This window comes from Spirosoma jeollabukense, from assembly GCF_054777855.1.
The window spans coordinates 144469-165610 of record NZ_BAAHAD010000011.1; the positions used below are offsets into that span (position 1 = coordinate 144469).

Below are 21142 nucleotides of genomic sequence, written 5' to 3' on the forward strand. Positions count from 1 at the left end.
TCGCTTGATTACGTATCAATAGTAGGTAATCTTTTTCAGTTACCGACTAGCCACGTTAAAATCGCTCGTGAATGTCTGTCAATAGCGCTGCCGTTCGACGACGCATTTCGCTGACGGCCTGCGAAAAATTATTGTGCATAATACTGAAATAAAGCAACTTACCCGAGCGAGTCAGTACGTAGCCACTCAGGTTATACACGCCACTCATCGAGCCCGATTTCGCAAACACATACGGCTTATTTCCCATTGCCATGTCACGTAGCGTTCCCGCTTGTCCAGCCGCTGGCAGCAGAGCAAATAGCCGTTGTTGGGGCACTTTCGCGTAAATCCGACCAAGTAGATCAATCAATACGTTGGGTGTAAACAGATTATATCGTGACAATCCGGAGCCATCCACCCATTTAGCTGAGGCCGTCGAATACGGCAAGATAGAATCAGACATTATTCGATGCAGCTCGGCTGTTGGATCGAGTTTGTCGAGGTTGCGTTCGGCAGAAATCATAAATAAAACTTGCTCGGCAAACTGATTATCACTGATATATAACATTCGTTTGTAAAGCGAATCGGCGAGAGAACCCCGCAGCAAACGGGCATTTTTGGACACCGGTACGTTCACAACCCCAACCGGGCGGTGGAGCGTGTCGGCCAGCAGTTGAGCGGCTAATTCGGGTGACCATCGAAATGGTACATCCTGCCAACTGGGTTTATCAGCCGTTGGCCAAACAAACTGATTCCGAAACTCAGCCCGGCGCACACTATTCACTACGTTACCAATTGCCGCAGCGCGTGTGCTATCAAAAAATCGCGATGGGCTAACCGAATGCACCGAAAGGCTTCCTTTGCCGAAACGAGCAACATTTCCGTAGATGGGCAATGGTGCCAGTTCGGGCGAATAGTCGTCGTTATAGTCGTCCCATGCCCAACCCGGCCCCAGTCGTGGACCATCATAATTCGCCGGGGAGAAGAATAGCCGTTCCGACCGGTTACGTAGAAAAGCCAGCATACTTGTATCCGGCAAATCGGGATGAAGTAGAAGTGGATTACCCGTTCCCCAAAAAATCAGGGAATCACCCTGAACCGCATACCGCATTGTGGGTAATGAATCACGTAGCGACAACAAACCCGCGTAAAAACTAAACAGTTTGGTATTCGATGCGGGTGTAAATGGCTTATCGGCATTGTGCTGAATTAAGGCCTTTTTCCGTGCGGGATCATAAAGCGCTACGCCCGTAAAATGATCAGTATAAATGGATTTCGTACGCAGATCGCGGCTAATACGTATCGCTGGCGAGCACCCGACCACAACGAGTAAGAGGATAAGCAGAGGTAAAGCTCTCATAGTTGTTTTGTGATGGCGTGAGTAATTTTTAACCACAGAGGCACAAAGTACACAGAGTTTATGTGCTCCGTGGCCTTTGTGCCTCTGTGGTTAAATTAAATTTTACTATCTATTCTGAGTCGGCCGTACGCTTCAATACCAGCGAGACGGAGTTCAGACAATAGCGCAGGCCATTGGGTGGAGGACCATCGTTGAAAACGTGACCTAGGTGGGCATCACAGACATTGCACAGCACTTCGACCCGAAACATACCGTAGCTATAGTCTTTTTCTAGTCGAATCCGATCTTCCTCAATGGGTTCCGTAAAACTTGGCCAGCCCGTACCCGACTCAAACTTGTTCGTTGATTCGAATAACTCTGTACCACAGCAAACACAAGCGTAGAGACCGGGATCATGTGCTTCACAATATTCGCCCGAAAAAGCCCGTTCGGTGCCTTTTCCTCGCGCGACCCGATATTGTTCCGGCGTCAAAATTTGGCGCCACTCTTCGTCGGATTTGATAATTTTCTGAATCATAGTGAGACCGCAAATGCGGATGTTTGTGTTGATGGTTGAGTATAGTAGATACAAACGTAAAATTATCTCGGTAAGATTTATGGTTTCGTGCCGTAAATTCGCGATAGGATTTACGGTTTCCAGTATACGGTTTACGGTGGGCTGACGCGTCAGCCCTTCATGCGTCAGCCCACTGTAAACCCTATCCCATAAACTAAAAACACATTGACTGTCCGTCAAATACTGCAGCAATTTTGGGGATATCCCACCTTCCGACCGATGCAGGAAGATGTGGTCAATACGGTATTGGACCGACAGGATACGCTCGTATTGATGCCTACGGGAGGAGGGAAATCCATCTGCTTTCAGGTGCCAACGCTGGCCATGAAGGGCGTTTGCATTGTGGTGACCCCCCTGATTGCCTTGATGAAGGATCAGGTCGAGCAGTTGCGCAAACGGGGCATTCCGGCTGCGGCCATTTACTCGGGCATGCATTACCGGGAGATTGACACGACCCTCGACAACTGCATTTACGGCAACACTAAATTCCTCTACGTTTCGCCCGAACGATTGCGAACCGAGATTGTCATCGAGCGCGTAAAGCAAATGACCGTCTGCCTGCTGGCCGTTGACGAAGCGCACTGCATTTCGGCCTGGGGCTACGACTTCCGGCCACCGTACCTGCAAATTGCGGAGTTCCGGCAACTCATTCCCGATACGCCAGTTATTGCGCTCACAGCCTCAGCAACACCCGACGTTCAGGCCGATATTCTGGACAAACTGGCGCTAAAAAGCCCCGACGGAGGACCGCCCCAAATTTTCCGGCAGACCTTTGCTCGTCCTAATCTTTCGTATTCGACCATTCTGGAAGAGAGTAAAGAAAACCGATTGCTACGTATCCTACTGAATGTTCCCGGTTGCGCTATTGTATATGTACGTAGCCGCAAGCAAACCCAGCATGTAGCGCAGTGGCTCACGCGCCAGGGAATCTCGGCGGATTTTTACCACGCAGGCCTGACTACTCAGCAGCGATCCGAGAAACAGGATGCCTGGATTCAGGACCGTACGCGGGTCATGGTGGCCACCAACGCGTTTGGCATGGGCATCGACAAACCCGACGTACGCGTGGTCGTTCACTTAGACGTACCAGATTCGCTCGAAGCGTATTATCAGGAAGCGGGCCGGGCTGGCCGCGATGGACAGAAAGCGTATGCCGTGATGCTGTATACCAACGGTGATCTGGAAAACCTGCGTTATCGTACCGAACAACTGTACCAGCCTGTTGAGATGCTGCGTCGCGTCTATCAGGCTGTAGCGAATTATACCGCCGTACCCGTTGGCGGTGGTGAGTTCAACAGTTATGATTTTGATTTGAGTGCCTTCACCAGTACGTTCAATCTGCCACCCCAGGAAACGCATTACGCGCTGAAGCAACTGCAACTGGAAGGATTTATTCAACTGAGCGAAAATTATTACCACCCTTCCCGGCTTGCCTTAGTGCTGGACAATAGGCAGTTATATGAGTTTCAGGTGATGAATCCGCGTTTCGATTCGTTCCTGAAATTATTGCTACGTATTTATGGGGGCGAACTCTTCACCGACTTCATCACGATTTCCGAATCGACGCTGGCACGAGCGTTTTTAATGAATCAGCCCGAGATAGTGGAACTGCTGGAACAGCTGAATCAGCGGAATGTGGTCATCTACGAAAAGCAGAAAGATAAACCGCAATTAACGTATCTGACGCCCCGCTACGATGCCCCCACGCTACCCATTAATTTACAGGAATTAAATCGGCGCAAAGAACTGGCGATGCGTAAAGTGCAGGCGGCTATCCTCTATACCGAACACACAACCCAGTGTCGAACCCGACTGCTTCAAGCCTATTTCGGTGAAAAACCCGGAGAAGCTTGTGGAATATGCGACAACTGCCTTAAAAAGAAGAAAAACGCCGAGAACGAATTATTGGCCGTTCGTGAGCAGGTACGGGACTATGTAGCACTGGCGAACGGACCGGGCGTTTCGCCCAAACAACTTTCCTATCACTTCGCCCAGACCGACGCCGAGACGCTGGCTCAAACCGTGAAGCAAATGCTGGCCGAAGAAGAAATCAAGTACAATAAAGGGGGAAATCTGACACTGAATCAATAATCTCCTACTGCGCTTATGACGGTAACAACCGTCATTTCGCCTTGTCAATTATCCCTGTGACCTTCCTGTTTACCCCACATCGTGCTGTTTATCCCTAACTACTGTGCTTCGTCCCTTTCGTTGGCAAGGGCATTTTAGGTCTGTTATGTTTGTCCTGTCGAACAAAAGCAACCATAAACCAAGACAAATCATGAAAACAATTATCGCTACCGCCATCACAATCACATTATTCATCAGCAATCTGAACAAACCCTGTCTCGCCCAGCAAACAACAGCCGCTACATCAACTACAACCGGCGCTACTTACTCGCTCACGGTTGTTATATCCAATGTGAATAATCGATCGGGCAAACTATATGTGGGGCTGGCCAACGGCAAGGCAAGTTTTGATGGCGAATCAATTCAGCGCAAAACAATTGACATCCCGGCGTCCGGCGAAATCACGACGGTATTCGAAGGGCTGGAATCCGGTCGGTACGCAGTCAGGTTATTTCAGGATTTAAACGGCAACCAGAAGATGGATTTCTCGGGCCAGATGCCCACAGAGCCTTTTGGCTTCTCTAACGTCGCGATGCTGATGGGACCACCCGACTTCGACCAATCGTCGCTTGAGTTGACCGAGAATAAAAGCATTCGGGTGCGTGTCATGGAGATGTGATACGTCAGTATTTTTCATCTATCAGAAAAAAGTAATGGAGTTTTGTCCAATATAAAACAAACGCTTTTATATTTGTGGGCTCCTAACGGGGTGTAGCGCAGCCTGGTAGCGCGCTACGTTCGGGACGTAGAGGTCGTGGGTTCGAATCCCGCCACCCCGACACATTTACAAAGACAATGATTCAGGTAACAAACAACATTTGGTGGTGGCACTCTTCCCAACAAGGATGAGGTTGCCGCTTTGTGTATATACCAACACTATAAAAGGCTCACCGTCATCCCGGTGAGCCTTATTTTTTTGTCCCAAGCCCTAACACTATTGACTATTAACTCATGACCATCGACTCAAAAACCACCTACCGCGTTGTCAGCCGCCACAAGCGAATGCTGGCTGACATCATTACGCCAGTAAGCATCTACCTACGCATCCGCGATCGTTTCCTCAACAGCATTTTGCTCGAAAGCTCAGACTATCACGGTAGTGACAATAGCTTTTCCTACATCGCGTTCGATCCGGTAGCCCGGTTTTCGTACGACCGAAATGCTGGAACAGTCGGTCAATTAACCGTAAAAATGCCGGGTGGCGATGAACAGACGAGCGAATTACCGGCCGATAGAATGCTGGACGCTTTCAAAGAGTTCAAGGCCAGTTTTCAGCACGAAAAAGCCCCATTTCGCTTCATCACCAACGGCCTGTTTGGTTATTTTAGCTATCCGGCGGTGCAGAGTTTTGAGGATATTACATTGCATGCACCTGTGCCCCCCGAGAACCAGATTCCGACGGCTGTTTTTACAGTATACCGCTACGTATTGGCAATCAATCACTTCAAAGATGAGTTGTACCTGTTCGAGCATAGCTACCTCCGCGATAGTGAGCCCCAGAGTTCGGCAACAAGTGGCACCTTAGAGCAAGACAGCCTCGACTACATCAGCGATCTGATTACCGGAAGAAACTATCCTACCTATTCGTTCAATACGGCGGGTCCCGAAGAATCGAATTTTACCGATGACGCATTCAAAGCCATTATCCAGAAAGGCAAAGATCATTGCCAGCGGGGCGACGTTTTCCAGATTGTATTATCACGCCGGTTTTCGACGCCCTTTGTTGGTGATGAGTTCAATGTATATCGGGCGCTACGTTCGCTGAATCCCTCTCCTTATCTGTTTTATTTCGACTATGGCAACTACAAACTTTTCGGCTCCTCGCCCGAATCGCAGATTGTGGTGAAGGACCGCAAAGCCACGATCTATCCCATTGCCGGCACATTCCGACGTACGGGTGATGACCTTCATGATGCTGAGCTGGCGCAGAAACTTTATGACGATCCCAAAGAGTCAGCCGAGCATGTCATGCTGGTCGATCTCGCCCGCAACGATCTCAGCCGCAACTGCGACGTAGTGAACGTCGAGACGTTTAAAGAAGTCCAATATTATTCGCACGTTATTCACCTGGTTTCGAAAGTGGTTGGCAATCTGACCGAAACCGCCGATCCGCTACAAATTGTGGCGGAAACTTTTCCCGCCGGAACGCTTTCGGGGGCGCCTAAACACAACGCCATGCAATTGATTGACCGCTACGAGAACTTGAGTCGTAGTTTCTACGCGGGCAGCATTGGCTACATGGGATTCGACGGTGAGTTCAATCACTGCATTATGATCCGGACGTTCATGAGTAAAGACAATACGTTGTATTATCAGGCCGGGGCTGGTGTTGTCGCCAAGTCGGTGGTTGACAGCGAATCGCAGGAAGTTCATAATAAACTGGCCGCCTTGCGGATGGCGTTGGAGCAGGCAAAAACCATTTAAATCAGTGAAGAATGTAGAGTGAATAGTGCAAAATAAATATCTGTACGCTGTACGTCTATTCTTCACTATTCACTCTACATTCTTCACTCCCAATAACATGAAACTTTTAGTCTTAGACAACTACGATTCGTTCACCTACAATCTCGTCTACATTTTGCGGGAGTTTGGGCTGCGGCCAGACGTCATTCGGAACGATAAGATTTCCCTTGACGCTGTTGGGCAATACGATAAAATTATGCTTTCGCCGGGACCGGGTATTCCATCTGAAGCGGGCATTATGCAGGAGCTGGTACGTGAATACGGCCCAACAAAAAGTATTCTGGGCATCTGTCTCGGTCATCAGGGCATTGGCGAAGTCTACGGCGCATCCCTCGAAAACCTCGGTGATGTATTGCATGGCGTTGCACATCGAACCACGGTTGTGGACCGCTCCGAAAAACTATTTGCCGACATTCCCGATGAATTGATGGTCGGTCGATATCATTCCTGGACAGTTGTTCCCGATTCGATGCCTACCGATTTACGCATAACGGCCGTCGATGAGCAAGGACGCGTGATGGGTCTGGCACATACGCGCTTCGACGTAAAAGGCCTGCAATTTCATCCGGAATCGGTACTGACGGAGAACGGCGTAAAAATGATTGAAAACTGGTTGGCGATATGAAACTGAGCGAAGTCGTTCCGTGGGGCCGCACGCTGGACGAATATCAGCGAATGTTTAATCTGACCGACGCTGATTTAGAAAAGCGAATCCTAGGCGTGGGTGATGGTCCCGCCAGTTTCAATACCGAAATGACTAAAGCAGGACGTTCCGTTGTTTCGGTTGATCCGATTTATGAATTTTCCGGGCAGGAACTTAAAAAACGTATTGACGACACATATGATACTGTGATTGATCAAATGCGAAAAAATAAAGACCGGTACCATTGGACAACCTTTTGTGACGTGGATCAATTAGGTTGTAAGCGGATGCAAGCAATGGCTCAATTTTTAAGTGACTATGAGGATGGGCAACAGCAGGGCCGATATGTGGCAAATGCATTACCCGGCCTGCCTTTTGCCGACTGGTCATTCGACGTAGCGTTGTGTTCGCATTTGCTCTTTTTGTACTCAGAGCAGCTACCGGAAGCGTTTCATCTGGAGTCAGTGCGTGAACTATGCCGGGTAGCCAGTGAGGTTCGCATTTTCCCGTTGATCTCGCTGAATGGCCAGCCATCCCCATACTTGAACAGCGTTTTAGCGGACTGTCAGGCACGGGGAATTCGAACGGAAATAGTATCGGTCGATTATCATTTTCAAAAAGGAGCCAATCAAATGCTTCGCCTTAAATAATCTGCACAGGCTCTACATAAAACTAAACCTAATGAAAGCCATTCTGAATCACCTGTTTGAATATAAATTCCTCACTAAAGACCAAGCCCGACAGGTGCTGCTGGGTATTGGCCGGGGGGAGTACAATCCGGCACAAATTGCGTCGTTCCTGACGGTGTATATGATGCGAAGCCTTCGGTTGGAAGAACTGGAAGGATTCCGGGATGCCATGCTCGAACTATGTTTACCCGTCGATTTAGCAGCCTACGATCCAATGGATCTTTGCGGAACGGGTGGCGATGGTAAAGACACATTTAATATCTCAACGCTCTCGTCGTTCGTGGTAGCCGGAGCGGGCCAGCAAGTCGCTAAACATGGTAATCACGGCGTATCGTCGCTGGTCGGGTCGTCGACGGTAATGGAACGACTTGGCTATCAGTTTACGAATGATGTTGGCGAGTTACAGCGCAAGATGGAAACGGCGGGAATTTGTTTCCTGCATGCCCCCCTGTTCCACCCAGCCATGAAGAACGTAGCACCTATCCGCCGTGACTTAGGGGTGAAAACATTTTTCAACGTATTAGGGCCGATGATCAACCCGGCAAAGCCTGCTAAACAGCTTGTTGGCGTCTTTAACCTTGAATTGGCGCGATTATATGCGTACCTTTATCAGCAAACCGATAAGCGGTTTATGATTCTGCACGCGCTCGATGGATATGACGAAATTTCGTTGACGGGTCCGTTCAAAGTCATTAGTAATCAAACCGAGCAGTTGCTGGAACCACAGCACTTGGGCATGGATACGTTAACGCCCGAATCGCTGGCTGGTGGACAGACGCTGGATGAGTCGGCACAGATTTTTTTGAATGTGCTGAACGACGAAGCAACATCAGCGCAAAAGCAGGCTGTTCTGGCTAACTCGGCAATGGCCCTGTTGGCCGCAGGCAAAGCCAATACCCGTGAGGATGCGGTTGCCTTGGCCCGCGAATCGCTGGAAAGCAAACGAGCATTGGCCAGTTTTAAGAAATTGATAGCATGACGATTCTTGACGAAATAGTTGCCCAAAAGCGAATTGAAGTAGAACAGCGCAAAGCCGCCACCCCAGTATCTGTTCTGGAACAGATGCCCGACTTCCGGCGACATGCCCTTTCAGCACGCGACGCGGTTCAGGATTTATACTCGACGGGCATTATTGCCGAGTTCAAACGAAAATCCCCTTCCAAAGGCATCATCAACGACCAGGCCGACGTAGCAACTACGACACAGGGCTACGTAAAAGCCGGTGCAGCCGTGCTTTCAGTGCTGACCGACGAGCCATTTTTCGGAGGAACACCCGCCGATTTACAGGCTGCCCGACTAGCAAACCCCGGTACGCCCATTCTGCGTAAGGACTTCATCGTTGATCAGTATCAACTTATTGAAGCCAAAGCCTGGGGTGCTGACGTGGTGTTGCTGATTGCCGCCTGCCTGACACCTGATGAAGTATCGTTGCTTAGCCAACAGGCGCACGATCTGAGCATGCAGGTGCTGCTGGAAGTCCACGACGAGGAGGAACTGGATCGCAGTCTGAATGTCAACGTCGATTTAGTGGGTGTCAATAACCGCAATCTAAAAACGTTTACTACGTCCATTGATACGTCACTGCGGCTGGTTGAGCGAATTCCTGATACGTTCGCCAAAATCACCGAAAGCGGCCTGCACGATGCCAACACGATGTTAACCTTATTTCGGGCAGGTTTCGACGGTTTTCTAATTGGCGAAGCCTTCATGAAAACCAATGACCCGGCCGCAGCTTTAGCTACGTTAGTCTCTCAATATAACCTGAACAATACGCTATCAATTTAACTTGTACAGCCATGAAAATCAAAGTGTGCGGTCTGCGTGATGCCGACAACCTGAAAGAGATTGCCGCCCTTGGTCCTGACTTCGTTGGATTTATTTTCCATGACCAGTCCCCCCGCTTTGTTGGCGACGAGTTAGATGCGGATGTGGTGAAAGCCTTGCCCCGCTCAATTCGAAAGGTCGGTGTTTTTGTCAATGCCAGCCCGGATTATATTCTGCGGAGTGTGAAGAAATATGATTTCCAGTACGTTCAACTGCACGGCAACGAAACGCCGGAGTATTGCCGGAGTCTACGTAATCGGGGCATCAACATTATCAAAGCGTTTCGGGTCGATGAGTCGTTCAATTTTTCGATGCTGAATAATTTCAAAGCTCAGTGCGACTTTTTTCTCTTCGACGCCAAAGGTGATCAACCCGGCGGCAATGGCGTTACGTTCGACTGGAGTATCCTGAGCCGATATGACAATGAGAAACCATTTTTTATTAGTGGCGGCATCGGCCTGGACAACCTCAATTTATTGGCGGTTTTAAAAGGAATGAAACTGTACGGTGTGGATGTCAACAGTCAGGTAGAAACGTCGCCGGGCGTAAAAGACGTAGCAAAAGTAAAGGAACTCATTGCCCGCCTGCGGCCGATTGAAGAAGAAGAAACGGTATAATAATTTGGCAACTGCCAAGCGATTAATCGTGTTATGTGACTAAACAACAGCGCTGATGGAAACGACGAAAGAGCTAGAGCATATTCCACCCATGAAAAAGGGACAGCTAAATATTTACAAGCCCAGCGATATTAAGCGTTGGGGTGTTGAACGATTTCAAGAAGCAACAGCTGTACACGATCCATTCTTACTAGAGTTCCCTGAATTTACTGAAGAAGAAAACCGACGGATGGATGAATTACTGGCCGAGGGCGACAAAGGTGCTGTATGATCTATGATGCGAACCTTCTGATTGGCCACATTCGTGAACGTAGCTTACCTCCAGTTCAAACCATTATACCAATCGTGGTTGTTGGTGAACTAGAAGCATTTTCCTTAAAAGCTGACTGGGGTGCACAGAAAATAGATTTTATGCGATATCTGATTGATAGATACCCAATTGGTGATATTGAATTTGACATCATCCTAGTATATACCCAGCTTGATGCCTACAGCCAGGGAAAACTCAAAACAGCACCGCTTAAATCTTCCGCCCGGAACATGGGCAAAAATGATCTCTGGATTGCAGCTACTGCGCTGTATTTAGATATGGAGTTACACACTACCGATAACGACTTCGACCATCTTCCATCTTTAGGATTGCGCTTAGTAAAGCATTGATAATCATGCAAACCACTCTTGAACCCCAGACCTCTTTTGAGGTTACAGATAAAGGCTTTTACGGCCACTTCGGTGGAGCGTTCATTCCTGAAATGCTCTACCCGAATGTGGAAGAGCTTCGCCAGAATTATCTCAGCATCATTGCCGATCCAGCGTTTCAGGCCGAGTTCTGGCAATTACTCGAAGACTACGTTGGACGGCCAACTCCGCTGTTTCTCGCCCAGCGACTCTCTGCGAAACTTGGGGCTACGATTTACCTCAAGCGGGAAGATCTTTGCCACACGGGGGCCCATAAAATCAATAATACGATTGGTCAGATTCTGGTTGCACAGCGGTTGGGCAAAAAACGGATCGTGGCCGAAACGGGCGCTGGTCAGCACGGAGTTGCTACAGCAACCGTGTGTGCTCTGATAGGCCTGGAGTGCATCGTCTACATGGGAAGCATCGACATGGAACGCCAGAAACCCAATGTTGACCGGATGCGGATGCTTGGTGCTACGGTCGTTCCGGCAACGTCAGGAAGTCAGACGCTCAAAGACGCCACCAACGAAGCCATGCGCCACTGGATTAATAACCCGGTCGATACGCATTACATCATCGGATCGGTCGTGGGCCCGCACCCTTACCCCGATATGGTGGCCCGGTTTCAGTCGGTTATTTCGGAAGAGGTCAGGAAACAACTGTTTGCCAAAACGGGCAGCTCGAATCCTGACTACGTAGTGGCCTGCGTCGGTGGCGGCAGTAATGCAGCGGGAGCTTTCTATCATTATCTGAACGAACCGTCGGTACGTCTGGTCGCAGCCGAAGCCGCAGGACAGGGTGTTACGTCAGGACATTCGGCAGCGACAACGGCATTGGGAAAACCCGGTGTATTGCACGGTAGCCGTACCATTCTGATGCAAACCGAAGACGGGCAGGTTATTGAGCCGTATTCCATTTCGGCTGGACTGGATTATCCGGGCATTGGTCCGCTTCACGCTCACTTATTTGAATCCGGCCGGGGAGATTTCTACGCCATAACAGATGACGAAGCGCTACAGGCAGGTTTCGAGTTAAGCAAACTTGAAGGCATTATTCCCGCGCTGGAATCGGCTCATGCATTGGCAGCCTTGTCTAAAATGAACCTTCAACCCGACGACGTAGTGGTGGTTTGCTTGTCAGGCCGTGGCGATAAAGATTTAAGTACCTATTCGAAGTATTTGTAGAATGTACCCACGGGCCGGGCCGCGTTCGGCTTTAACCCGTGTTATACAGTAAGTTACGGGTTAAAGCCCGTGGATACATTTATGACCCTTACCCAAAACCGCATTACCGACCTGTTCGCGACTAAAAGCGAGCGGTTGCTAAACGTATATTTTACCGCCGGATTCCCTTATCTCGACGACACAACGACTATCCTGCGGGGCCTGCAGGCAGCTGGTGTCGATTTGGTCGAAATCGGGATGCCCTACTCTGATCCGGTTGCCGACGGCGAAACCATTCAGCAGAGCAATGAACGGGCGCTTGACAATGGCATGTCGTTGAAAACGCTGTTTTCGCAACTGGCCGACTGCCGAAACGCTACGTCCGGTGAGCCAGTTACCGTACCAATTCTGTTGATGGGGTATATCAATCCGGTACTTCAGTTTGGTATCGAAAATTTTTGCAAAAAGTGTCAGGAAGTAGGCGTTGATGGCGTAATTCTGCCCGATTTGCCGCTGGATTTATTCCTGGATGACTATGCACCGATCTTCCGTGAATATGGTATTCTCAACGTAAGCCTTATTACACCCCAAACATCAGATGATCGTATTCGACACGTTGACGAAGAGTCGGATGGATTTATTTATATGGTTTCGTCGGCCAGCATTACGGGCTCGGTGAAAGGCGTAAGTGACGCCATGGAGGCTTATTTTGAGCGCATTCAGGCTATGAATTTACGAAATCCACGGCTGATCGGCTTTGGTATCAATAATCACGAAACGTTCGACATGGCCAGCCGATACGCAAACGGCGCTATTGTGGGTAGTGCGTTTATCCGGCATCTGGCCGAAAAGGGAACGTCAGCCGAGAGCATTCGGGCGTTTGTAGAAACGATTCGGGCGTAACGACTACCTTTGCAGCATGAATTCCGAGATTAATTTTGACAAATCGTCCGACGGTCTTATTCCAGCCGTAATTCAGGATGCCGAAACGGGTAAAGTTCTGATGCTGGGCTACATGAACCGTGAGGCTTACGATAAAACCGTTGCTGAAAACGTGGTGACGTTTTTCAGCCGAAGCAAGCAGCGACTCTGGACCAAAGGCGAAACCTCCAATAACTTTCTGCACGTCCAGACTATTCTAATCGACTGCGACGGCGATACGTTACTGATTAAAACCAATCCAGCCGGACCAACCTGCCATACAGGTGCCGATACGTGTTTTGACGAGGTCAATCAGGGACGGGGCCAGTTTCTGAACTACCTTCAGGGCATTATTCACGACCGAAAAATCAACCCGTCGGAGAAATCATATACGACAACCCTGTTTAATCGGGGCGTAAATAAGATTGCGCAGAAGGTTGGCGAAGAAGCGGTGGAGCTGGTCATTGAAGCTAAGGATGATAACGACGACCTGTTTAAAGGCGAAGCGGCTGATCTGCTTTTCCACTTTCTGGTGCTTCTGGAACAGAAAAATATGAATCTGGATGACATTATAGCTGTCTTGCAGACCCGTCATCAAAAACAATAGATTCAGGTTTGCAGTTTGTTTTTCAACACTGGCAGGCACCAAAAGGGTGTTTGCGCAGCGTTGCTCACCAAACACACTTTTTTCATGGGACTTATTATCCGTATTCTTATTAGCGCCGTAGCCGTTTGGGTCGCGGCCTATTTTATTCCCGGCGTTTCTGTTTCAGGCGGTGCCGGTACGTACATAATGGTAGCGATTGTACTGGGGTTTCTTAATGCGTTCATTAAGCCCGTTCTAACAATTCTGACCATTCCGATTACGGTTATTACACTCGGCCTGTTTTTGCTGGTGCTTAACGTATTGATGGTTTACCTGACAGCTTATCTGATTCCAAGTTTTCACGTTTCAGGCTTCATTGCTGCGCTACTATTCAGTTTCGTCGTCTCCATTATTACCGCCCTGATTGACGCCATTATTTAAGCGATTTTCATAAGGTCAATAGCCAAACGTGCCATAACTATCGAAGTTATGGCACGTTTCGTTTCTGGTGTTATAGCACTTTTTACGTAGGTTTAGGAAGTGCGAGCGAAGTGAATGATAAATTTTCTGCTCAATTTTATCCAGACACTAAAATGACATTTATTCAAACCCCTGATGCGCCTGTTCCGGGCGGACATTACTCGCAGGCCGTCATCCATGGCGATCTGGTTTTTGTCTCTGGGATTCTGCCCATTACACCCGCTGGCGAAAAATTAACCGATGCCACCATCGCCGAGCAAACGCAGCAAATCCTGATGAATCTTGACGCTATTCTAAAAGCGGCTGGCAGCAAGCGGGAGAATGTAGCAAAAGTCAGTGTTTTTATTTCGGATATAAGTGCCTGGGGGACTGTCAATCAGTTATATGCGGAGTTTTTCGGCGACCATCGTCCGGCCCGTTCGGTTGTGCCTTGTGCCCCTCTGCATTATGGGTTTGGCATTGAGCTGGAAGCTATTGCAATAGTGAAATAACGTAATGCGGGTTTCCACCCGCATTACGTTATTTCACTCATACTACTTCACGTTTACCCGTTCTCCAGCGGAATGGGCAGAAAACTCTGGAGCGTAGAAACACTGCACCGTAGCCACACCCGCCGAAAAATCACCGGTTTGGGCCACTCGTAGATCGTACTCAAATACGTGGGTTCCAACGGGCAGGTAGCTCATAAAGAAATCTGTGCTGGCGTCGCGGGGCGATTCGTAATAGCCCAGGCCGTTCCGGTATTTATAGCCAGACAACACGGCAATCGGTTCAAAACCAGCTGCTCTACCATCTTTCAAGTGAACGTACTCCATTGCTCGGTCCGTTTTAAGAATCAACCGAACTTTGATTAGATCGCCGGGTTTGATGGCCGTTTGCGATGCTATCGGTGAGATGATTGGCCCAGCAGGTGAATCGTGCTGAACGTATAGCGTTTTTTGGATAGAAAGCCCCGCACTACCAGGCATCACCCGATCCAGCGGCTCGAAATGTTGCCAATATAAAGCGCCCCAGGCCGGACCATCGGCTTTTTTCGTGATCTGAATCACACCCATCTCCGGCTTGATTTCTGAAGCTACGTACGTCACTTTTTCATAACCTGTGATTGCGTCCGACTTCGTAACGCGACTGTCGATGGATTGTCCGCCTAAGCTCACCTGCGTGCTTACGCCCGTACCGAGCCAGTCGCTACCACGTAGCAGCAAGGCATAAATGGCTTCGGTTGTGGCCTTAGTCGATGACCACGACTGGGTTTGTTTCTGGCGCAGGAGCCAGCGCTTCATGTTATCGACCGCAGCCCGATCCTGCTTTATTTCATCAAACGCTTCGATCAAATAAGCCTGCGTTTCAATGGGGGTTTGATACCAGTATAAACCGCTTATATTGTCGGGCCAGTATGTTCCCAACTCTTCCGATTCACGGGTCCGTTCCTTTAATGAGCGAACAATATCTCCGGCTGTTTTCAGGTCCCCAAACCGATGCAAAGCTAGTGCCGACAGCGCCTGACCCTGCAAACTTTGCTTGAGCCACTCATCAGCTAGGCGCTCCTTCAAGTAAGCTAGTACGGCTTTATCGACTGGCTTGTCCAGATAGAAACTTCGGGCATAGAGATACTGTGTCGCCGAAAAATACCACGGCCCAATTACTTTTTTCTTTTGTTCATCATTCTTTTTCTGTTCATCAACCCATCGCTTTATCTCGGCATCGGCATAACGGATTGCATTCGTTTGCATTTCACTTAATTTCGGCTGTAGCTCATCAGGAAATTTAACGCCCAATTTCTGCAAATGGCCAAATCCACTGAGAATGTGCAAGGTTATTGACAGGTTCGGCTCCATTCCACCAAACCAAATGAATCCTCCCCCACCCGTCTGAAGCTGCTGAAGCTGCTCGAAGGCGCGAACTTGCTCACTTTCCATCCGATTCTGGTCCAGAAGCTGGCCTAGTTTTGCCTGCCGATCGGCTTCGGATCGAGCGTCCGCTAACCAGGGCGAGTTCTCCAGTGCAACAGCTTTTAATTCCTCGTTTGATTGCAGTAGGCTGCGCGGTGGATTTTTCTGCCACTCTGCAATCACCTGTTTAAAGGCCGGTTTACTACCAACAATATGCGTTGCCAGACTATTGGCGTATAGTCGGCTGAATAACTGCTCAGCGCATTCATAGCGATACTCCATCAGGTACGGCAGCGATTGCAGCGCATACCAGCTTGGGTTACTCGTCACCTCCACCGTTAGCCGCTCATGCTGCACCGGCAGTTCTGGATTCAGGCTTGTAAGTGGTTTCAGTTTAAATTCTTTCGTTTCTTTCCCATTTACCCAAAACGGCTGGCTGTCGGTCACGAGCATTCGATTGGGTAGTACGGGTACCGTAAATTCTTCACCATCAGTAAACGTACCGGCCTGAGCTGTCAGGCGGCAAGTTATGGTTTCGAGACCCGCCGGAATAACCAGCGTCCAGCCAACAACCTGTCCCTGACCGGCGGCTATAGCCGCTGAAGTTTGCAGACTGCTACGTAGCAGTTTCTGGTTAAGGGGCTCACCAGTGACCGCATCCAATAAACTGAGGGTCGCCGTCGCCGATAGTGTCTTTTCACTCAAATTATTGATGCGAGCCGTTACCCGAATGGAATCACCCTCACGCAGGAAGCGGGGGGCATTCGCCGTGATCATCAACTCTTTCTGAGTAATAATCTCCCGTTCCAACGTACCGGTTTTCAAGTCTTTTGTATGGGCGAACGTCAGCAACCGCCATCGTGTGAGGGCTTCGGGCATCGTAAACTTTAGGACAACACGCCCTTGCTTATCTGTTTTGAATTGAGCCAGGAAAAATGCCGTTTCATTGAAGTTTCTGCGGGGATTGATTAGGGGCGAGTTCGTTGACTGCCCTCCGCTGCCAGGTAATTTTTCAGCTGCAACGGCCTCTTTTAATTCAACAATATTATCCTGCATTGGCGCAGCCATCGCTCTGGCAGATGCTCCTCCTTTAGCCATTTCTACGCCAGCTACCCGACCCTGAAGTTTGTTTATCCCATACCCAACCACTACTACCTCATCTAGTGCTTGATTATCGGTCATCATCGTAAATGAAGTGGATTTTTGATCAATGACTACGTCGCGGGTACGATAACCGATGAATGAAAATAATAATGTGACAGGTATTTTTTCAGCGTTAACCTTCAACGAGAATTCTCCTTTGGCATTGGTGCTAGTCCCTAAGTTGGTACCTTTTATATGAATCGACACGCCTGGCAAACCAGATCCGCTATTATCTCTTATTAATCCTGAAATGGTTATTCCTTCGCGAAAAATGAACCCGCGAGCCCCCCCATCGGTAGGCATTCCAAACCACCCTAACTGATCATACTGACGAATTGAAACAGGTTTCTCCGGTTGGTAGCGATAAAAAAGGGCATTGGTTGATTGAGCGTTGAAACTTCCCGATTGCCAACCGTAGAACATTGGTGAATAGGGTTGATAAATAGACGTAGGCCAGTCCAGTCGGTCGAAGGCATCCAGCGATGCATCGTAGAGCGTAGCGACCATCTCGGCAGGAGTTTTCTCTAAACCTTTGATAGTGAGTGTCCATTCTTCGCGCTCACCGGGTTTGAGTTTAGTGCGGAATGTTTGTGTCTCAATCGCAAGTTGCTTGTTGGTAAACGGCACCGTTACGGTCTGCGATTTCTGGTAGAGTCGTCCGTTCTGTATCATGGCAAAATGAACGGCAAAACCACCCCGTAGTTTTTCGGTGACGGGCAACGTAACGCGACGAGGCTTGCCGTCAGTCTTGAGCCATTCCTGCCGGATTAGTTTGTGATTTTCTTCTACCGTCATCAATACCCAGCCCGGTTGGCTATTTCCAACCCAGAAAATGGCTTCTTCGCCGGGTTCGGCGGTGGCTTTACGAACTTGTACCCAATCGTCAACTCGGGCTGAGGCAACGGGCTGTTTGTCGTTCACAACGGCGAAATAGGATTTGTCGCGGGTTGTTTCGCCCGCCGAATCCGTAACGCTTAATTCCGCTACGTATTCACCGGGAACGTAGCGACTCAGGTCTGGCTTGATCAGCGAATCCGCGGGCGTTGTAATCGTTTGCTGCTGCACTCGTTCACCTTTGGACCACGACCGAGGATCGTTTTCGTTCGCATACAAATCGTTCGGAAACAATTTCTCAAACTCGGCTTTGCTCAAAAACTGGCGGTCTGGCCGACTCCACAAGCGATTACGTAGTAGTCGAGTTGGCGGTTGCAGCCGATAAATAGTCAACTGCCCTTTTGCTGATACGTTCTCACCCGATTGGTTCGTGATTTTTACCGGAAAAGTCGTTGGCTTATCGATCTCAATCTGCGCAGGAATCGATAGGCTGGCCTGCAACGCCGAGTAGCCAATATGTAGCGTTTGGGTGGCACTACGTGTTTCGCCCGCCCGGTCGGTAACGTCAATCGTCACCTCAAAATCAAAGATTGGATTGTCCTCGCGGGATTTTTCAAGGTCAGGCGTCGCGGTAAATGAAATGCTGATGTTGCCTTTTACATCCGTTTGGGTTGTTCCGTTGGCAATTTCAGTTTGGTTCGTGTTCCTGGGAACATACCACCAATCCCATCGCTGCCGGAGCTTGCGCACGACCCGATACCGTACCGCTGCTCCATCGACAACCGCCCCCGAAAAAGTTTTCGCGTCTGCCGTTAGCGCAACCGTCTGACCCAGTTTAAACGATTGTTTTACTGGATTAGTCTTCACCTCAAATGTTGGACGTTTGTATTCTTCCACCCGAACACTCGTGCCACCATATTCTGTTTGCAAACTCATTGCTCCGGTCAATCGCCCAACGGGAGCCGTAAAAGTGGCAGCGAACGTACCAAATTCGTTGGTTTTTAGCGTTTGTTTCGACAGTCGCTCGCCATTTTGATCCATAAACTCAATAGCAACATCGCGGTTAGCAACAACCGCAAATTGATTCTCTTTACCGTCATACAGTAGACCTTTCACATATATCAGCTGGCCGGGTCGGTAGATTGCCCGGTCGGTGAAGAGCCTGACATACGTTTGGGACTGTTCGGGATTTGGATCGCCGTAATAATTGTACCGATACTGCTGCGTAGAAAGTAACGTATCAGAACCTGCCGTAATCAGATACATAAAGCTCGTCTGAGCGGGCATATCGGTCACGGGAATCTTGATCAGGCCATTCGTATTGGTTTGATATGGCTTCGGTTTCCTCACAGGCTCCAGCGTTTTTACGTTAACCAACGCCACCGATGCGTTGGCCAAGGGTTCGCCTGTTAGCCTGTTTGTTACATAGATCGTTTGCACCTGTTCAGGCGTATTGGCAGACAACAATACGTACCCAAGCGACGAAACCGTGAATGGTGCATATTGAACCGTTTCTGTTTTCTCCTGAAATTTTTCGTCTGTTGTAGCGAGCAGTAGGTAGTGCCCAATTGGCAAACCCACCAGTGGTATCTCGACTGAATGTCGATTAAGGTCGCCATCGTCGGGCAACGCAACCGAATTTTCGACTACTTTCGGGTATTTCAACCACGTACTGAATCGTTTTTTCTTCTTGTCGTCATCGTTAAGATTGTCCCGATACATTTGCATTTCCAACGCGCTCAATCGCACAATCCGGTACAGAATTTTAGGTACATTTTGGTAATTCACCAAGGTACGAAAGGCTTGTTTTGGTGCATTTACCTGCTCAACCTGAAGTGAATAGGTAGGCAATAATAATCGATCCAAAAGTTGAGCAGCCTGTCTGGCTGCCAGCGTTTTAGGAAATCTCCTGATCAAATCCCGGCAAATGTCAGCCGCTTGTTTTTTATTCCAGCGAGACGATTTCTCAGGTGCCAGATCCGAACCTGGTTCATTGCCATCGTCCAGCAGACGTACCGGATCGCCATAATTAGCCAGAAACTCGGCCAATTGATACCCATATACCGCTTCAGCCGGATTGTCTTTGTAATGAGTAATCTGTTTTTCAAGCGCTTGCTTGTATAGCGAATCCCGTTTGGGAACAACACTATGCCGATAGACAAAGGCTAATCGTAGTACGTCAGCGTCGGCCAATGCATCAGGGCTGGTATCTACCAAATGGAACGCCAGCAGTTGTTGATATAAAAGCAGCGCCTGATAACGACCCGAGAGTGAATCCTGACTTTGAATCGTCAACTTGATAAATACGTCTGGCCTGACGAGATAATCAGGTTGATCAAGTTCAAATTTGAAGACCGGTTTCAGCAGGTCGGGTTCGGTGTTTTGAAAGAATCCGATGGCCCGATGTGCCAACAAATCATAGAGCGTAGGACGTAGTGGACGTGCATCGGCATCACCTTTATCCAGCAACGCATCGTAGGCCGCAATGGGCGTTTTTTGAAGAAGGGCTTTCTCCTGAACCGAAGCCAGATACGCCTTCGTTATGGCATCAGTCAATCTGTGAGCATCCCAGCTTGTAAAATCCGCCGTCGAGTCTGCTGTTTTTTCTGGTTTATTAAGTGCTGTTTTTCCAGATATAGCACGGCCTGTCGTGGCCCGTCCTATCATGGCCCGATTGTAGAATTTATATCGGTTTTGCTGAAAATATTGCCAATAACTATTAGCCAATACAGACTGCAAAACAGATCGCGCCGGTTCGGGAGTCTCTACAATATCAGCTTTGATGGATTTAATTAGTTCTACGTACGCATTCTCATCCGAATAGCTCCGAAAAATCATCCGGTGCATGGCCGCTTTGGCAACCTGCGGGTAATTTTTAGCCGCCCTTGCTTCTTTATAAATTCGGTTGGCAATTTCCAGCGCCGATTTTGGTAACCCCCTGGATGCCAATGAATCAGCTCGTCGCCAATCGCGGGCATAATCGGGTTGTGGCTTATTCTGAGCCGAAGCAGCCAATGCCATAAAGACAAGAAAAACTGAAAGAAACGAATGCATAGCTTGTTGCTCAGGTAGGTTGTTGGGATAGATGAAAGTACAGTTGTTTTTCCACAACGCTCGCCACTATGATTCTGATTTAGGCGCAAGGGTTTAATCTTGTGAAGTGCACACTGTAGAAAGAGGT

General features: G+C 49.0%; 17 protein-coding genes, 1 tRNA gene and 1 pseudogene. 16 read left to right on the forward strand and 3 right to left on the reverse strand.

The window, feature by feature from the left end:
- Positions 1 to 55 precede the first annotated feature (55 nt).
- Positions 56 to 1339, reverse strand: a complete 1284-nt coding sequence (locus tag ACYVEA_RS28150; protein WP_461116752.1) for a D-alanyl-D-alanine carboxypeptidase — start codon at positions 1337 to 1339, stop codon at positions 56 to 58.
- A 109-nt stretch (positions 1340 to 1448) separates the two neighbouring features.
- Complete coding sequence (gene msrB, locus ACYVEA_RS28155; protein WP_461116753.1) at positions 1449 to 1856, reverse strand: peptide-methionine (R)-S-oxide reductase MsrB; 408 nt, start codon at positions 1854 to 1856, stop codon at positions 1449 to 1451.
- Between the two features lie 204 nt (positions 1857 to 2060).
- On the opposite strand from msrB, the gene ACYVEA_RS28160 reads away from it, so the two are divergent.
- The 16 genes and pseudogenes from ACYVEA_RS28160 to ACYVEA_RS28235 form a co-directional block, all read left to right on the forward strand.
- Positions 2061 to 3986, forward strand: a complete 1926-nt coding sequence (locus tag ACYVEA_RS28160) for a RecQ family ATP-dependent DNA helicase (protein ID WP_461116754.1) — start codon at positions 2061 to 2063, stop codon at positions 3984 to 3986.
- Positions 3987 to 4176: 190 nt separating this feature from the next.
- A complete protein-coding gene (locus ACYVEA_RS28165; RefSeq protein WP_461116755.1) occupies positions 4177 to 4644 on the forward strand; it encodes a DUF2141 domain-containing protein in 468 nt (155 codons plus the stop codon).
- Positions 4645 to 4730: 86 nt separating this feature from the next.
- Positions 4731 to 4804, forward strand: a tRNA-Pro gene (locus ACYVEA_RS28170).
- 172 nt (positions 4805 to 4976) lie between these two features.
- Positions 4977 to 6449, forward strand: coding sequence for an anthranilate synthase component I family protein (locus ACYVEA_RS28175; protein ID WP_461116756.1), 1473 nt, complete (start codon positions 4977 to 4979; stop codon positions 6447 to 6449).
- 97 nt (positions 6450 to 6546) lie between these two features.
- Complete coding sequence (locus ACYVEA_RS28180; protein ID WP_461116757.1) at positions 6547 to 7113, forward strand: anthranilate synthase component II; 567 nt, start codon at positions 6547 to 6549, stop codon at positions 7111 to 7113.
- Positions 7110 to 7781: an SAM-dependent methyltransferase gene (locus ACYVEA_RS28185; RefSeq protein WP_461116758.1), complete on the forward strand. Its 672-nt coding sequence runs from the start codon at positions 7110 to 7112 to the stop codon at positions 7779 to 7781. Before ACYVEA_RS28180 ends, ACYVEA_RS28185 begins: the two co-directional genes overlap by 4 nt.
- Before the next feature lie 31 nt (positions 7782 to 7812).
- Positions 7813 to 8799, forward strand: a complete 987-nt coding sequence (gene trpD, locus ACYVEA_RS28190) for an anthranilate phosphoribosyltransferase (RefSeq protein WP_461116759.1) — start codon at positions 7813 to 7815, stop codon at positions 8797 to 8799.
- The gene (gene trpC / locus ACYVEA_RS28195; protein WP_461116760.1) at positions 8796 to 9605 is read left to right on the forward strand and encodes an indole-3-glycerol phosphate synthase TrpC; all 810 of its coding nucleotides are present in this window, start codon (positions 8796 to 8798) and stop codon (positions 9603 to 9605) included. Before trpD ends, trpC begins: the two co-directional genes overlap by 4 nt.
- A gap of 11 nt (positions 9606 to 9616) precedes the next feature.
- Positions 9617 to 10261, forward strand: coding sequence for a phosphoribosylanthranilate isomerase (locus ACYVEA_RS28200; protein WP_461116761.1), 645 nt, complete (start codon positions 9617 to 9619; stop codon positions 10259 to 10261).
- Between the two features lie 55 nt (positions 10262 to 10316).
- Entirely contained in the window at positions 10317 to 10532 is a 216-nt protein-coding gene (locus tag ACYVEA_RS28205) for a hypothetical protein (protein ID WP_461116762.1), read from the forward strand.
- Positions 10529 to 10921, forward strand: coding sequence for a PIN domain-containing protein (locus tag ACYVEA_RS28210; protein WP_461116763.1), 393 nt, complete (start codon positions 10529 to 10531; stop codon positions 10919 to 10921). The genes ACYVEA_RS28205 and ACYVEA_RS28210 overlap by 4 nt, the downstream gene beginning before the upstream one ends.
- Before the next feature lie 5 nt (positions 10922 to 10926).
- Entirely contained in the window at positions 10927 to 12126 is a 1200-nt protein-coding gene (gene trpB / locus ACYVEA_RS28215; protein ID WP_461116764.1) for a tryptophan synthase subunit beta, read from the forward strand.
- Between the two features lie 81 nt (positions 12127 to 12207).
- Positions 12208 to 13008, forward strand: a complete 801-nt coding sequence (gene trpA, locus ACYVEA_RS28220; protein ID WP_461116765.1) for a tryptophan synthase subunit alpha — start codon at positions 12208 to 12210, stop codon at positions 13006 to 13008.
- A gap of 16 nt (positions 13009 to 13024) precedes the next feature.
- Positions 13025 to 13633 carry a bifunctional phosphoribosyl-AMP cyclohydrolase/phosphoribosyl-ATP diphosphatase HisIE gene (gene hisIE / locus ACYVEA_RS28225; RefSeq protein ID WP_461116766.1) on the forward strand — a complete coding sequence of 203 codons (609 nt, stop codon included), beginning with the start codon at positions 13025 to 13027 and terminating at the stop codon, positions 13631 to 13633.
- An 84-nt stretch (positions 13634 to 13717) separates the two neighbouring features.
- Entirely contained in the window at positions 13718 to 14053 is a 336-nt protein-coding gene (locus ACYVEA_RS28230) for a phage holin family protein (RefSeq protein ID WP_461116767.1), read from the forward strand.
- 152 nt (positions 14054 to 14205) lie between these two features.
- Positions 14206 to 14517: pseudogene (locus ACYVEA_RS28235) on the forward strand (Rid family detoxifying hydrolase); the annotation flags it as partial.
- A gap of 108 nt (positions 14518 to 14625) precedes the next feature.
- On the opposite strand, the gene ACYVEA_RS28240 reads toward ACYVEA_RS28235, so the two are convergent.
- On the reverse strand, positions 14626 to 21015 hold the full coding sequence (locus ACYVEA_RS28240; protein WP_461116768.1) for an alpha-2-macroglobulin family protein: 6390 nt from the start codon (positions 21013 to 21015) through the stop codon (positions 14626 to 14628).
- Positions 21016 to 21142: the final 127 nt, after the last annotated feature.

Coding starts and splice junctions, on each gene's coding strand:
- ACYVEA_RS28165 (WP_461116755.1), top strand. CDS start 4,177: ATGAAAACAATTATCGCTACCGCCATCACAATCACATTATTCATCAGC.
- trpA (WP_461116765.1), top strand. CDS start 12,208: ATGACCCTTACCCAAAACCGCATTACCGACCTGTTCGCGACTAAAAGC.
- ACYVEA_RS28180 (WP_461116757.1), top strand. CDS start 6,547: ATGAAACTTTTAGTCTTAGACAACTACGATTCGTTCACCTACAATCTC.
- msrB (WP_461116753.1), bottom strand. CDS start 1,856: ATGATTCAGAAAATTATCAAATCCGACGAAGAGTGGCGCCAAATTTTG.
- trpD (WP_461116759.1), top strand. CDS start 7,813: ATGAAAGCCATTCTGAATCACCTGTTTGAATATAAATTCCTCACTAAA.
- ACYVEA_RS28240 (WP_461116768.1), bottom strand. CDS start 21,015: ATGCATTCGTTTCTTTCAGTTTTTCTTGTCTTTATGGCATTGGCTGCT.
- ACYVEA_RS28175 (WP_461116756.1), top strand. CDS start 4,977: ATGACCATCGACTCAAAAACCACCTACCGCGTTGTCAGCCGCCACAAG.
- trpB (WP_461116764.1), top strand. CDS start 10,927: ATGCAAACCACTCTTGAACCCCAGACCTCTTTTGAGGTTACAGATAAA.
- ACYVEA_RS28205 (WP_461116762.1), top strand. CDS start 10,317: ATGGAAACGACGAAAGAGCTAGAGCATATTCCACCCATGAAAAAGGGA.
- ACYVEA_RS28185 (WP_461116758.1), top strand. CDS start 7,110: ATGAAACTGAGCGAAGTCGTTCCGTGGGGCCGCACGCTGGACGAATAT.
- trpC (WP_461116760.1), top strand. CDS start 8,796: ATGACGATTCTTGACGAAATAGTTGCCCAAAAGCGAATTGAAGTAGAA.
- hisIE (WP_461116766.1), top strand. CDS start 13,025: ATGAATTCCGAGATTAATTTTGACAAATCGTCCGACGGTCTTATTCCA.
- ACYVEA_RS28150 (WP_461116752.1), bottom strand. CDS start 1,339: ATGAGAGCTTTACCTCTGCTTATCCTCTTACTCGTTGTGGTCGGGTGC.
- ACYVEA_RS28200 (WP_461116761.1), top strand. CDS start 9,617: ATGAAAATCAAAGTGTGCGGTCTGCGTGATGCCGACAACCTGAAAGAG.
- ACYVEA_RS28230 (WP_461116767.1), top strand. CDS start 13,718: ATGGGACTTATTATCCGTATTCTTATTAGCGCCGTAGCCGTTTGGGTC.
- ACYVEA_RS28210 (WP_461116763.1), top strand. CDS start 10,529: ATGATCTATGATGCGAACCTTCTGATTGGCCACATTCGTGAACGTAGC.